Source organism: Shewanella sp. M16, assembly GCF_018224605.1.
Classification (GTDB): Bacteria; Pseudomonadota; Gammaproteobacteria; order Enterobacterales; family Shewanellaceae; genus Shewanella; species Shewanella oncorhynchi.
Map to the genome: position 1 here is coordinate 111,550 of NZ_JAGTUL010000014.1, position 14,891 is coordinate 126,440.

Annotated in this window: 10 protein-coding genes, 1 rRNA gene and 1 pseudogene; 8 read left to right on the top strand and 4 right to left on the bottom strand. The window is 46.3% G+C overall.

Annotated features, from left to right (window positions below):
• Positions 1 to 358 precede the first annotated feature (358 nt).
• The 6 genes from KFE26_RS11470 to napB all read left to right on the top strand — a co-directional run bounded on the left by KFE26_RS11470 (position 359) and on the right by napB (position 8,520).
• Positions 359 to 1,033 (top strand): ABC transporter ATP-binding protein, encoded by a 675-nt coding sequence (locus tag KFE26_RS11470; protein WP_212600470.1) that lies wholly within the window; start codon positions 359 to 361, stop codon positions 1,031 to 1,033.
• Positions 1,023 to 3,692: an ABC transporter permease gene (locus KFE26_RS11475; RefSeq protein WP_212600471.1), complete on the top strand. Its 2,670-nt coding sequence runs from the start codon at positions 1,023 to 1,025 to the stop codon at positions 3,690 to 3,692. The genes KFE26_RS11470 and KFE26_RS11475 overlap by 11 nt, the downstream gene beginning before the upstream one ends.
• Complete coding sequence (locus tag KFE26_RS11480) at positions 3,692 to 4,891, top strand: lipocalin-like domain-containing protein (RefSeq protein ID WP_212600472.1); 1,200 nt, start codon at positions 3,692 to 3,694, stop codon at positions 4,889 to 4,891. Before KFE26_RS11475 ends, KFE26_RS11480 begins: the two co-directional genes overlap by 1 nt.
• Before the next feature lie 439 nt (positions 4,892 to 5,330).
• A complete protein-coding gene (locus tag KFE26_RS11485) occupies positions 5,331 to 5,600 on the top strand; it encodes a chaperone NapD (RefSeq protein ID WP_212600473.1) in 270 nt (89 codons plus the stop codon).
• Positions 5,597 to 8,092, top strand: a complete 2,496-nt coding sequence (napA, locus tag KFE26_RS11490) for a nitrate reductase catalytic subunit NapA (protein WP_212600474.1) — start codon at positions 5,597 to 5,599, stop codon at positions 8,090 to 8,092. Before KFE26_RS11485 ends, napA begins: the two co-directional genes overlap by 4 nt.
• Positions 8,089 to 8,520 carry a nitrate reductase cytochrome c-type subunit NapB gene (gene napB / locus KFE26_RS11495; protein WP_113939717.1) on the top strand — a complete coding sequence of 144 codons (432 nt, stop codon included), beginning with the start codon at positions 8,089 to 8,091 and terminating at the stop codon, positions 8,518 to 8,520. Before napA ends, napB begins: the two co-directional genes overlap by 4 nt.
• Before the next feature lie 274 nt (positions 8,521 to 8,794).
• Here the strand turns inward: napB and KFE26_RS11500 are convergent, their stop codons facing one another.
• Positions 8,795 to 8,947, bottom strand: coding sequence for a hypothetical protein (locus KFE26_RS11500; protein ID WP_081729124.1), 153 nt, complete (start codon positions 8,945 to 8,947; stop codon positions 8,795 to 8,797).
• Positions 8,948 to 9,040: 93 nt separating this feature from the next.
• On the opposite strand from KFE26_RS11500, the gene KFE26_RS11505 reads away from it, so the two are divergent.
• Positions 9,041 to 9,928, top strand: coding sequence for a LysR family transcriptional regulator (locus KFE26_RS11505; protein WP_105251505.1), 888 nt, complete (start codon positions 9,041 to 9,043; stop codon positions 9,926 to 9,928).
• Between the two features lie 166 nt (positions 9,929 to 10,094).
• Here the strand turns inward: KFE26_RS11505 and fusA are convergent, their stop codons facing one another.
• Positions 10,095 to 12,188, bottom strand: a complete 2,094-nt coding sequence (gene fusA / locus KFE26_RS11510; protein ID WP_105251504.1) for an elongation factor G — start codon at positions 12,186 to 12,188, stop codon at positions 10,095 to 10,097.
• Positions 12,189 to 12,628: 440 nt separating this feature from the next.
• Positions 12,629 to 14,083, bottom strand: a complete 1,455-nt coding sequence (locus tag KFE26_RS11515; protein WP_212600475.1) for a diguanylate cyclase — start codon at positions 14,081 to 14,083, stop codon at positions 12,629 to 12,631.
• 207 nt (positions 14,084 to 14,290) lie between these two features.
• Between KFE26_RS11515 and KFE26_RS24400 the strand changes: the two are divergent.
• Positions 14,291 to 14,400, top strand: a pseudogene (locus KFE26_RS24400) (IS630 family transposase); the annotation flags it as partial.
• Positions 14,401 to 14,790: 390 nt separating this feature from the next.
• Here the strand turns inward: KFE26_RS24400 and rrf are convergent.
• Positions 14,791 to 14,891, bottom strand: a 5S ribosomal RNA gene (gene rrf / locus KFE26_RS11520); the annotation flags it as partial.

The following is a 14,891-nucleotide window of genomic DNA, read 5'->3' on the forward strand; positions in this document are numbered from 1 at the left end:
GTGGGGTCAATTCCCCACTCTCCTGCTACCTTCATCCGAACGGATTGCTAGATTGAGACATACTCCCAAGCTAACAGGACGCACAGAATGCAACAAATGCGGCGTCAGCTCAAGCCGTTTGCTCACAGTTCGCAGAGGATTTAATCCAGTTGACTATTTTTACACCAAATGACGATTTATGTTTTGTTACCCCGTGGATGATCCTATTACAAGAAAAATCAGTATCTATCTGAATAGAAAATGCTTTATCTTGAACATAGAATGGCAATGCTAAATTACGGCCACTAAATAAGTTGCCACCGCAGTTTGAAACACTGCTTACCACACCCGCCGCCAATGGATATAAAGGAGTTGCTCAATGGCCGACGTCGCTAAGCTTAACCAAGTCACCAAAGGCTTTCGCGATGGTGAGCAATATCATCAAGTACTGCAAGCGGTTAATCTACAGATCCACAGAGGTGAAACCGTGGCGCTTACAGGTCCCAGCGGCAGCGGTAAGAGCACCTTGCTCAATCTAATTGCCGGTTTTGAAATGCCAGACTCGGGTGAAATCTTGCTAGAACAAGCGTCCACCTCTACTTGGCAAGATAAAGAGTGGAGCCGTTTCAGACGTAATTCCTTAGGTGTCGTGTTTCAGCAATTTAACTTACTCACGCCACTCAACGTGAAAGACAATATCGCCTTCTCCTTAAGTTTAACCGCGCAGCCATGGTCGCCTTGGTGTGACTATCTGGTTGAAAAACTAGGGCTCTTGCCATTACTTCACCGCCAAGTTGAAGCACTGTCAGGCGGTCAACAACAGCGTGTCGCCATCGCCCGCGCCTTAGCCCATAAACCGACCTTGCTACTGGCCGACGAACCTACGGGTAACTTAGATGATGTATCAGGCAAACAAGTAATGGCATTACTGTGTGAACTGGCACGGGAAAGCCAAACCAGTATCTTAATGGTCACCCACAGCGAAGAATGCGCCGCCTTTATGCAAAAACGTTGGCACTTATCCCAAGGTGCAGTCGCTATCTATGAACAATAAACCGTTCACTAAGGCGACTCCCACAGAACTTAAGCAAACAGAACTTAAACAGGCTGGGCTTAAGCAAACAAGGCTAAAGTTAACTTGGCTGAGGCTGACGTGGCTTAGCCTAAAGGTTTTTATCGCCCATTATCGCCATGCGCCTATACAAGCAGGTGCCATTCTGCTCGGTATCGCCTTGGCAGTGACTCTGCTGATTGGGGTTAAAGCAACCAACGACAATGCAGTGCGCAGTTATAGCGATGCGACTGAGTTACTGAGTCAACGCGCCGATGTGCTACTCACGCCGCCCCTAGGACAAAACACTTTAGATGAATCTGTCTATTTCGCCTTGAGACGAGCCGGATTAAGTCAGAGTCTCGCCGTCGTAAGTGGCAAAATCTCCGGTAAAAACGGTCAGTTCTGGCAACTGGAAGGCAGCGATTTGGTCGCCGCATTAACACTACAAAAATCGAGAAGTAACGCTTCGACTGACACACAATCAGCCACCTCGCCACAGATGAATGACTTACCGCTTGCCGATCTCCTCAACGGCGCAGCCACAGTAATCATGAGCCGCAGCCTAGCTGCCAAAGTGGCGCCCGACGGTAAACTTGTTTTAGAAAATAGCACCTTAGATGTCATTGTAATTGATGACAGTTTTGGTCTCGGCAGCGCCATCTTGACCGATATGTCCCTCGCCCAGCGATTACTAAACATGCAAGGCAGATTGAGCTATATCGCCATGTTCAGTGAGCGAGAAAACCTACCTAAACTAAAATCCCAACTCGACGCTTTAGGGATTACGCCGCAAAAGGCCAGCTTTAGCCAGCAAGATCAAGGCCAAGCGCTGATAGCGCTGACCCGCAGTTTTCACCTTAATCTTAATGCCATGAGCATGTTAGCCTTCGTTGTCGGCCTCTTTATCGCCTATAACGGTGTGCGCTACAGCCTAATGAAGCGGCAAAAATTGTTAGTACAGTTATTACAACAGGGAATTGAGCGCCGCGCCTTGATGACGGCACTGATGTTCGAATTAATTTTGTTAGTTGTCATAGGCTCAAGTCTGGGCTTTATCAGTGGTTTGCAACTCAGCCACTGGCTGCAACCTATGGTCGCCATGACCTTAGAGCAAATGTATGGCGCCCACTTACTCCCCGGTATTTGGCAATGGACTTGGCTTTTTGAGGCAATTGCCCTCACTTTAATTGCCGCGCTCGCCGCTTGCTTGCCCTTGTATTTAGATCTTACGCGCCAAGCATTGGCACAAGGGGCGAATCGTTATCAGCAAATGCAGGCACACCGCAAAACCCATAGCATTCAATTTGCCTTAGCCTGTGGCTTATTGACCTTAGCGGCGTTGCTGTTTCCCTTCAGCCAAAGCTATAACATCAGCTTAGTGTTGCTCGGTATCGTCGCTATCGCTATTCCCTTATTGTTACCACAATTATTGCATTGGGGCGTCAGTGCGTTAATGCCCTTGGCACGTCCTGGATTATGGCAATATCTTCTCGCCGAAACCCGTGAGCTTATTGCACCTCTTTCCCTTGCTATGATGGCGATCTTACTGGCGCTCAGTGCCAATGTGTCGATGAACACCCTCGTTGGAAGCTTCGAGCAAACCCTGCGAACTTGGCTAGAAACTCGCTTGCATGCCGATCTCTATATCCGCCCACCGAGCCAGCGTATCGACACTATTCAAACCCAATTGATACACGATCCTAGAGTCAGCGGTCTTTACCAGCAGTGGCAAATTGAAGCCCTGCTTTCACTGCCAGTTTCGACGGATAATCCGAGCGAGCAGACAATTCCGGTGAGCCTACTCAGCCGCGATGAATTTTCGACTCGGCACACCAGTGCGCTTAAGGAAAGCCTGCCCACATTGTGGCAATCCTACTTTAATGCACCCGTTGTATTGGTGAGCGAACCTCTTGCCATCAAATACCAATTACAGCTTGGTGATACTGTGTCATTGGATGTGCTCAAGAAAACAGGTAACAGCAAAGCCATTATTGGCGGCATTTATTATGACCACGGCAATACCCGAAACGAGGTCATTATCAGCCAGCCACTTTGGCAACGGGCCCATTTACCTGTACTGCCAGTCAGTTTAGCGGCAAGTTTTCACGGTAAAGAGCAAGGCAGTAGGATAAGTGAAGCAGAACTGGATCAACTACAAGTCCAACTGGCGACTGAGTTAGGTTTATCCCAAGCACAAATCTACAGCCAAACTAAGATTAAAACCCAAGCTATCGCTATGTTTAAACGCACTTTTTCCATTACCTTAGTGCTGAATAGTTTAACCTTGATTGTCGCCGCGATTGGCCTCTTTAGTGCCTGCTTAATGTTGACTCAGGCAAGGCAAGCGCCACTGGCACGGCTGTATTCCCTCGGCGTCAGTCGTAATGCTCTGCGCGGTATGGTGTTTATGCAGATGTTGATTGTGGTGCTGATCACTTGCCTGCTCGCTATGCCAACGGGCGCGCTACTAGGTTACCTGCTTATTAATAAGATCACCTTGCAAGCCTTTGGCTGGACGATAAAAATGATTTGGGATTGGCAAGCTTACGGCCATGCAATATTGATTGCCTTAACCACCTGCACCTTAGCCGTACTCTTACCGCTGTATTGGCAAACCCGCAAACCACTGGTCGCCAGTCTGCAACAGGAGACACTGTGATGAAGACACTCAGTATTATATGGGCAGTGGTTGGGTTAATGCTTATCGGCGGCTGTGACAAAACGCCATCGACTCAAAGCACTCAATCTAAATCCATGGCCAATGTGGTAGGGAAAAACTCGAATAATCAAGATGATTCGGCCTTTACCCCTGTCGTTCTCGGTTATAAATTTGAATTTCCGCGGGATCACTTAGCACATAACAGTTTTCGCCAAGAATGGTGGTATCTAACCGCGAATTTGACCACAGAAAAAGGTGAGCAACTCGGCGCTCAGTGGACGCAGTTTAGAGTCGCCCTGAAACCCACAACTCTGCAAACAATCGCTCCACAAATAATAGTTCCGCAAGTAACAGATGCAACGCCCAAAAGTGAATCCACTTGGGAGACTCAGCAGCTTTATTTAGCCCACAGTGCATTAACCTCGAGTAATGCTCACTTGGCCCACGAAAAGTGGTCACGCCGCCATAGCGAGTTTGCCGAGGTGAAATTAGATCCTTATCAAATCCGCCTCGATAACTGGCACTGGCAGAGCGAAACCAATGCACTCTTTCCCGCGACCTTAACGGTGGAGAATCCTGATTTTAGCTATCGACTTCAGCTGAATAGCCAAGCGCCACTGCAATACCAAGGCGTTAACGGCTATAGCCTTAAAAGTCGCGACGGCCAAGTGGCCTCTTACTATTACAGCCAACCCTTTATTGAAATTTCAGGTGAAATCAACCGCAATGGCAAAATGGAGCGAGTCACAGGCCAAGGCTGGCTCGACAGGGAATGGAGCTCGCAATTCCTCACTAAAACGCAACAGGGCTGGGATTGGTTCGCGCTCAGGTTAAATGATGGCTCGACGCTGATGTTGTTTCAGCTACGGGATCAGTCTCCGGCAGAGTCCGCAAAGAATGCACCTATCTCAGCATTTTATAGCGCCAGAAGAATGTTTGCCGATGGCACAGGGCGCAACATTAATTCCACTGACAATCCCAATGACATTCAGATGACGCCTCTTAGATGGCAACACACAGTCAATGGCGACTATCCCGTTAGCTGGCAAGTCAAAATCCCCAGCGAAAATATCGATCTCACTATCACCCCGCTCAATCCCAATAGCGCTATGCCATTATCAACGCCCTACTGGGAAGGCCCAGTGCATCTCTCTGGCAGCCATACAGGTACGGGTTATATGGAGCTAACGGGCTATTAACGTCTTATATATACTAAACAATGTGAATATAACTAATTATACCTAAATATGTTCTATCGCAGGATTTCGCAAACATTCACGTCAGCTATTGCTCTTACTCAGAAATTTTATAAACACCTGTAATTGGTAAAAAGTATAGGATTCGTATCTACACACTTGTGCTTCCGTTAATGTTCACGGGTTCCAGATATGCACAATAGTATTCTCCATAAATGTACTCCTCACTATGTCCTAGTGAGGACAGTGCTAACCGCTTAAATATCAAACTGGGAGTTAGATCACTCGCAAAACTTTGATCCGGATCGACTATCGCTTTCAATACCTCTTGTGAGGTATACCCACATTTATCATCAGGTCTAGACTCACCAGTATCAGTACTCGGTTGCTCTCCTTTTTAATATTAAGCAACCGAGTTAACAGCCACTACAGGTCAGCCCTTATGAGTCAGGAATACCACGTCACCAGCCTTGTGGTGCATGCCGCACCTAAAGTCTTACAGCAGGTTGAAGCCAATATCCGCTCATTAATCGGCGCCGATATTCATGCGGTTACGCCCGAGGGAAAATTGGTTGTCACCCTCGAAGGGAGTAGCCAAAGGGCGATACTCGACAATATTGAAGCCATCAATGCCCTGTCCGGCGTGTTATCTGCCAGTTTGATTTACCACCAAGTCGCACCTTTAGAACAAGAGAGTGAGGAAAGATTATGAGCATAAGCCGCCGCGAGTTTCTCAAGGCCAACGCAGCGGTTGCCGCCGCAACAGCCGTTGGTGTCACGCTTCCCATTAAAATGGTTGAAGCCGCCGAACAGCCAGACAATATCAAATGGGATAAAGCCCCTTGCCGCTTTTGCGGTGTGGGTTGTAGCGTATTAGTCGGCACCAAAGCGGGTAAAGTCGTTGCTACTAAGGGCGATCCTGAGAGTCCAGTCAACCGTGGCCTTAACTGTATTAAAGGTTATTTCCTATCAAAAATCATGTACGGCAAGGACAGATTAACAACGCCATTGCTGCGGATGAAAGACGGTAAATACCATAAAGAAGGTGAGTTCACCCCAGTCAGCTGGGATGTGGCCTTCGATACTATGGCCGCGAAATGGAAACACAGTCTAGCCACCAAAGGTCCGACGTCAGTGGGTATGTTTGGCTCCGGCCAATGGACTATTTGGGAAGGTTATGCCGCCTCTAAACTTCATAAAGCAGGTTTCCTTACCAACAACATAGATCCCAATGCGCGCCACTGCATGGCCTCAGCCGTAGGCGGCTTTATGCGCACCTTCGGTATCGATGAACCCATGGGTTGTTATGACGATTTAGAAGCCGCCGATCAGTTTGTGCTCTGGGGCGCAAACATGGCTGAGATGCACCCAATTCTGTGGGCACGAATATCCGATAGACGTTTAAGCAGTCCAACGTGCCGAGTGCATGTGCTGTCGACCTTTGAGAACCGCAGCTTCGATTTAGCCGATAACCCTATGGTGTTCCGCCCACAGTCGGACTTAGTGATCCTCAACTATATCGCCAATTACATTATTGAAAATAAAGCCGTTAATACCGACTTTGTCACCAAACACACTAAGTTTGCCCTTGGGGTAGATGATATCGGCTATGGCCTGCGTCCAGATCATCCATTAGAGAAAAAAGCTAAAAATCCAGGCAATGGTAAATCCACGCCCATTAGCTTTGACGAGTATGCCAAGTTTGTCAGCACTTATACGCTGGAATATGCCGCCAAGATGAGTGGCGTCGAGCCTGAGAAGCTGGATATTTTAGCCAAAGCCTATGCCGACCCTAACGTTAAAGTCATGAGTCTGTGGACCATGGGCATTAACCAACACGTTCGCGGCGTGTGGGCGAACAACATGCTTTACAACATCCATTTGCTCACGGGCAAAATTGCCACACCGGGTAACAGTCCATTCTCGTTAACCGGTCAACCTTCGGCTTGCGGTACTGCACGTGAAGTCGGTACTTTCGCCCATCGTTTACCCGCCGATATGGAAGTCACTAACGACAAACACCGCGCCATTACCGAAAAACTATGGCAAGTACCTGCTGGGACGATTCCCGCCAAACCTGGCTACCATGCCGTACTCCAGAGCCGTATGCTCAAAGATGGCAAGCTCAACTGCTACTGGACCATGTGTACCAATAATATGCAGGCTGGCCCTAACATCAACGATGAGATTTACCCTGGCTTTCGTAACCCAGAAAACTTTATCGTGGTTTCAGATCCTTATCCAACCATCACAGCTATGGCGGCAGATTTAATTTTGCCAACGGCAATGTGGGTCGAGAAAGAAGGAGCTTACGGCAACGCCGAGCGCCGTACTCATATGTGGCATCAACAAGTAAAAGCTCCAGAAGGCGCAACCTCAGATCTGTGGCAACTAGTCGAATTTTCGAAACGATTCAAAGTCTCCGAAGTCTGGCCAGCCGAACTGATAGCCAAACAACCGGAATACGCGGATAAAACCTTATATGAAGTGCTATTTGCCAATGGCGTGATCGACAAGTTCCCAACTTCCGATTGCAAAGCCGAATTAAACGATGAGAGTGAACACTTCGGTTTCTACCTGCAAAAAGGTATTTTCGAAGAATATGCAGCTTTCGGTCGTGGCCATGGCCATGATTTAGCCGACTTTGACCGTTACCACGAAACCCGCGGCCTACGCTGGCCAGTCGTTAATGGCAAAGAAACTCTGCGCCGTTTCGTTGAGGGGAGCGATCCTTATGTCAAAGCGGGTGAAGGCTTTAAATTCTATGGCAAGCCAGATGGCAAAGCGGTGATTTTCGCCCTGCCCTATGAGCCCGCCGCCGAAGAGCCGAATGAAGAATACGATTTGTGGATGTCGACTGGCCGCGTGCTGGAGCATTGGCACACTGGCTCAATGACAGCCCGCGTACCAGAGCTTTACCGTGCCTACCCCGACGCGCAGATTTTTATGCATCCAGAAGATGCGAAAGCTCGCGGCGTACAACGTGGTGACGAAGTCATAGTTGCCTCACCGCGCGGAGAAGTGAAAACCCGAGTTGAAACCAAAGGCCGTAACAAACCGCCACGCGGCGTAGTATTTATGCCTTTCTTCGATGCGCGCCAGTTAGTCAACAAACTGATATTGGATGCGACCGATCCCCTGTCAAAAGAAACTGACTTTAAAAAATGCCCAGTGAAAGTCTTCAAGGCGGAGAATAACCAATGAGAAAAATACTCACCTTAACTGCGTTACTCGTCGCCATTACCGGCTGTTCAGGCCAGCAAACCGACACCAACGTAGCACCAGTTAATATTCAATCCCTCGCAGGAAACATGGCGATCACCGACATTCGCCCAGCCGATGCCATGGCGATTTATCCTAGTCGCGGCACCGCCATTGAGCGCAGTTTTAGCGAGCAACCCCCGCTCATCCCACATAAGGACGATTACAAGATCACCTTAGATAAAAATGGCTGTTTAAGCTGCCATAGTTGGGACAAGGCAAAACGCATGAAAGCCACGCCAGTAGCTAAGTCCCACGTGATTGATGATAAAGGCACAGTTAACGGACATAACTATGCCTGTACTCAATGCCATGTCGCTCAGGCCGAAAACAAGCAACCACTCGTCGAGAATCAATTCTCCGGCAAGTAAATCTCCATCCCCTGCAAAGCCAAGCCACCCGAATTGATTAGGGTGGCTTTTTGCTATTTAAGCGTCCTATCCTAATGAGTTGGCTTTGCTATCAGTAGTGAAGTATTCGAGTGAATAAAATAGATAACTAAACGTCTATCGCTGGCTCAGCGTCCGTTGCTGAACAGTACTTTCATCAAGGAAGGGATTGAGCAGAAGTTAAAAAGGCAAAGTGAGAATCGAGGGAGATGAAAATAAGAGCAGAATCTAAAACACAGAAAAGTAAAAACCCAGCCTAGGCTGGGTTTACTTGTTGTTTTGCTTTATGCAAATCACCCGCTGGAGCCGTTTTAGTTACTTGCGCCGCTTTAGCGTTTTGCACATCTTTTGCCACAGGCATAGCCGCCTGCCACAAAGCACCTACCCACAGACTTGAACTTGATTTCATCGGTATTCCCCTGTTTTGTTAACAAGGTCAAAGTAATACTTAGGCTATCATTAGTAAAATGAATAAATTCCATAATATGGATTCCATTTGAGCATGAACATCCCAATCAAGACCTTACAGTGTTTTCTGACCTTAGTGGAAACTGAAAACTTTACCCGCGCCGCGCAGAAATGTTTTATCACCCAGCCGACACTAAGCAAAATAATCCAGAGACTTGAAGAAAGCCTTGGTGAAACCTTGCTGATCCGGAATAACCAAAAGGTTGAGTTAACTCAAGCTGGTCAGCTCTTTGAGCACAGTGCACGGGAAATACTCGGCCAATGGCATAGACTGCAGGAGGACATGAGTAACCTTAGCGGTCTCAAATCGGGGCGGTTGCGACTGGGTGTATGTCCTATGATGAGCAGTCTTATTATTGGTTTGCTCACTAGCTATCGTAAGCGTTATCCGGGAGTTGAACTACACATGTATGAGTACGGTGGATTCGGCTGCGAACAAGCATTGCTCAATAACAGTCTCGATATCGCCTTTACCGCGCTACCCACGACCCATGAGACAGAACTCGTCAACCAACCCCTGACTAAGTACCCTTTACTCGCATGCCTGCCTGAAGGACATCCCTTAGCCGAGAAAGACCACTTAAAATGGCAGGACTTCCAGCCCTATCCTTTTATCCTCTATAACGAAGACTTCTCCCTCGCTAAACTGATTAATCGCCTCAGTCGCAAAGCAGGTGTTCAACTCAATATTGCCTTTCGCAGCGGCCAGTGGGATTTCCTTGCCGCCATGGTCGAAGCCGATATGGGCGTCGCTATTTTACCTGAGCCTATCTGCAATCGATTAAGCACCAGTAAACTGGTCTTTAAACCTATGCAGCCCGCAATGACATGGGATCTGGCGCTTATTTGGCGCCAAAGTTTACCTTTAACACCGGCGGCCAAGGCCTTGCTCGAATTGAGTAAACAAAAAACTGAACGCTGAGAAAATAAAGCGAGAACTGACATTTTTTAAACAATGGGATACGAAACTTCGTCAGCCGTAGTGGGTGATTACAGTAGAATCTCTCCCATAAAAAAACCGCTGCGAGCCTAGAAGCCGACAGCGGTTTTTATTAGCTAACTAAATATTAGCCAAGATAAGTTAAGAATTACTTCTTAGCTTCAGCAGCTTTACGTTCTTTAACTTGAGCAACAACTTTCTCAGCTACGCTAGCTGGACATTGGCTGTAGTGTGAGAACTCCATAGAGAACTGACCACGACCAGAAGTCATTGTACGTAAAGTACCGATATAACCGAACATTTCTGATAACGGTACGTCAGCTTTAACGCGAACACCTGTTACACCAGCAACTTGGTCTTTGATCATGCCGCGACGACGGTTTAAGTCACCGATCACATCACCCACGTTGTCATCTGGGCTGAACACGTCAACTTTCATGATTGGCTCAAGAAGTTGTGGTTTAGCTTTAGCGATAGACTGACGGAAAGCGCCTTTAGCAGCGATTTCGAACGCGATTGCTGATGAGTCAACTGCGTGGAATGCACCGTCAGTTAATTCGAACTCAACGTCTAACACTGGGAAGCCAGCGATAGTACCTGTGTTCATCATGCTCGCGAAACCTTTCTCAACTGCTGGCCAGAATTCCTTCGGAACGCTACCACCAACAACTGAAGATTTGAACACGAAACCAGTGTTTGGCTCACCTGGGCGGATGATATATTCGATCTTACCGAATTGACCAGAACCACCTGATTGTTTCTTGTGAGTGTATTGATCTTCAACCATTTGAGTAATGGTTTCACGGTAAGCAACTTGTGGCTCACCTACGATCAATTCAACACCATAAGTACGCTTCAGAATGTCTACTTTGATATCTAAGTGAAGTTCGCCCATACCTTTAAGGATGGTTTCACCTGAATCTTCGTCAGTTTCTACGCGGAATGATGGATCTTCAGCGATCATCTTACCGATAGCGATACCCATTTTCTCAGAACCGCCTTTATCTTTTGGCGCTACTGCGATAGAGATAACTGGCTCTGGGAACACCATAGCTTCTAAGGTAACTGGGTGTTTCACGTCACATAAAGTGTGACCAGTTTGAACGTTCTTCATACCCACGATAGCGATAATGTCGCCAGCTTGAGCTGATTCAATTTCAATACGGTCGTCAGCGTACATTTCGCACATACGACCGATACGTTCAGTTTTGCCAGTCGCGCTGTTCAGGATGGTATCACCCTTCTTCAGACGGCCTGAGTAGATACGTACGAAAGTCAGGGCACCGAAACGGTCATCCATGATTTTGAACGCTAACGCTTTTAATGGCTCATCAGCAGAAACGATAGCGAATTCGCCAGTTTCGTTGCCTTCTTCGTCAGTCAATGGTTGTGGATCAACTTCGTCTGGTGCTGGTAAATAATCAACAACAGCATCAAGAACCAGTTGCATACCTTTGTTCTTGAACGCAGAACCACAGTATGTTGGGAAGAATGCCAGTTTGCGAGTACCAGTACGAATACAACGCTTGATGTCTTCGATAGATGGCTCTTCGCCTTCCATGTACGCTTCCATCACTGCATCATCTTGTTCAACTGCAGTTTCGATCAGCATTTCACGGTATTCTTCAACCATGTCAACCATATCAGCAGGAACGTCTAATACTTCGAAGTTTTCTGGAATACCAGAATCATCCCACACGTATGCTTTACGAGTTAATAGGTCAACAACACCAGTGAATTCGTCTTCAACACCGATTGGCAGAACCATAACCAGTGGAGTTGCAGCTAATACGTCTTTAGTTTGCTTAACAACGCGTAAGAAGTCAGCACCCATACGGTCTAACTTGTTTACGAAGATAATACGCGCAACTTCAGATTCGTTCGCATAGCGCCAGTTAGTTTCTGATTGAGGCTCAACACCGCCTGAACCACAGAATACACCGATACCGCCATCAAGCACTTTCAGAGAACGATAAACTTCAACGGTGAAGTCAACGTGTCCTGGGGTGTCGATAACGTTGAAACGGTGATCTTTCCAGAAGCAACTTACAGCAGCGGACTGAATAGTAATACCGCGCTCAGCTTCCTGTACCATGAAGTCAGTGGTAGATTCACCATCGTGAACTTCACCGATTTTATGGATTTTACCGGTTAGCTTAAGGATACGCTCGGTGGTCGTGGTTTTACCCGCGTCAACGTGAGCGAAGATACCAATGTTTCTGTATTTGGATAATTCGGTCATGATTCAACTTTAATGAGTAGTTTAAGAAGTAGACGGAGTATGCGACAAACACCGACACACCGCACATCAGATTATTTTAGGCGCATATTGTAAATTGGAACCCTGCTCGGCGCAAATGGCTAGAGTACTTTTTCACGATAAAGTCGCGTAATAATTTAGGTAAATAGCCATAAACACTAACTAAAACAGATAAGTAAAACACTTTAGCTTATTTTTCACTCAATCAATAAAAAACCTTAAATAAACCTCATTTTAATGGGATAAAGCGATTTTCAAGGGATTTCTATCATATCGTCAGTACAAACATCAAACATTAACCTGCAAGCATGGATGCTAGAACAATCATGTTATACCTATCTCCAAAATAGAGATGATATCCGCGACTCACTTCAATCGCAGTCTTTTAGCCAAATAACCACAAATCAGTCTTGAGTAAACCCTTACGTGTCGATGCACATTTGATTACGCCCTTGTGCTTTAGCACGATAAAGGGCTCGATCTGCCCGCTCAAAACACAATTGTATAGGTTCGTTTTCTGCGAGCTTAGCGACACCAAAACTACAAGTTAAGTGAACATTGTCAGTAAATTGATAATTGTTAATCCTCTGCGCAATCCGCACACACAAGCTTTCAACTAATGGCAATGATGACTGTTGGCAGAGGATAACAAATTCTTCGCCACCCCAACGTGCAACCACATCAGAATCACGCACACAGTGCTGTAATACCTGTGACACTTGCTCAAGAATGCGATCGCCGACGTTATGCCCTAGCGTGTCATTAATCTCTTTAAAGTAGTCGATATCAATCATTACAAGGCACATGCCTGCCCCAGCAGATTTATCATGCTGCTCGTTATTAATAAAAAAGCGATTAAAGTAATGTCGGTTATACAATTTAGTTAAGGGGTCGTGGGTAGATAAAAATTCGAGTTCGGCATTTGACGCTTCAAGCTGTTCGCGTAAAGTTTCCAACTGCTTATTCTTATCGGTTAATCTTCGATTATATTGACTCATAAAGTAAGTTCTCGCTCCCAATATTAGGAGCAACAGACACGTCGCGCAGATAATTTGATACACAAGCGAATAGTTAGTCTCATCTATCACAGTCACATTATTCCACTTCTGATAAATCGTGATCCGCTCTTGCTCACTCACAGTGTTTAAGGCTTTATTTATCACAGGTAACAAGGACTCTTGACCATAAGCGACCCCCATCCGTAACTCATCTTCCGGCCCGCCCCAACCCGCAATTTTTAAATGTTCAAATCCCATTTGTTGAATGTAAGCGTTAACCGAAAACATTGACCCAACAAACAGATCTGCACGTTTATCCAGAACCGACTGCAATCCCGCAGGTTCACTGGCAACAGTAAGCATTTCTATCTGAGGATAATAATGCTGAATATACTCAGCTAAACGATAACCTTTGGGCACGGCTAAAATACGCGTATTGATATTCTCCAATCCTTGCAGAAAAGGCTGTTCTTTAAGTGAAACGAGCACATTGGGTGAGCGGAAATAGACATCACTGAAGTGCAGATAAGTCTCGCGTATTAGCGTTTTATTCAACATAGGGGTTAAATCGCACTGACCACTTTGCAAAAAAGATAAAGTTTCGGTCCAAGAAGATGTCGGCACTAGCTGAAACTTAAGGGAAGAATGTGACTCAACATGACGAATATAATCCGATGAAATCCCCAGATGTTTACCTTCTCGTATTCCTTCATAGGGCAGCCAATCAGGATCAACGCAATAACGGACTATAACAGCAGACTTGACGCTAACATCTTGATCCGCAAGTTTAGTACTAGACACCATGAAACGATCAGCATTCACCAGTAATGGCATACACAGCAATAGCGACAATAACCTCAATAAGCCACGCAATTCCATTGAAATTTCAACCTAAAAGCTGATGCTAGATGGGGAATGTAAAAAAAGTGTATACGTGAAAACCACACAATACCAATTCCCATCATTGCTTATACGAAACGCTCGTTTGTCCATTGTGTCTTAACGCCTTCGTACATCAGCAAAATTTATCTTCATAAGGTAATCAGTTGATGGGAAAGAACGTTGCTAAGTTCACTCAGTCCTAATTTCACTCCGTCTGAATTTGGTATCACATTTAAAAAAGCCAATATTTATCGCTTGTTTCATCATCAGGGCTATCCTAAATAACCACCCTTACTCGCCATCCAAAGCCATCATAGCGCCTTTTGCAAACTACGATTATTGCAGCTGCACCTCGCCTTAACTTCTGCAGCTACGTTCTTTGGCCGCTATACCGCGATCATGATGGACTGTGCGGGGGCATCAAACAAAGATGGCAGAAGATTTTATAATCTGAGATAAAACTGCAGCCTTATTCTCCAGAACTGAATCTGATAGAACAGTTGTAGCGGATATTAATAGAATTGATATAAAGCCAAATGGTGCAAATTATTCGTATCGTGGAAGGTAAAAAAGGGATTATCGAGAGAAAAATAGGAGGAAAACTGACTAATTGAATAGACACTAGGCTGGATTTAACAAATTGCGGACGCAAAAAAGCCAGCTTATTCAGCTGGCTTGGTTACATCTCAATGAGATAATTAGGCGCTTGGCGATGACCTACTCTCACATGGGGAGACCCCACACTACCATCGGCGCGTTTGCGTTTCACTTCTGAGTTCGGGATGGGATCAGGTGGTTCCACAAG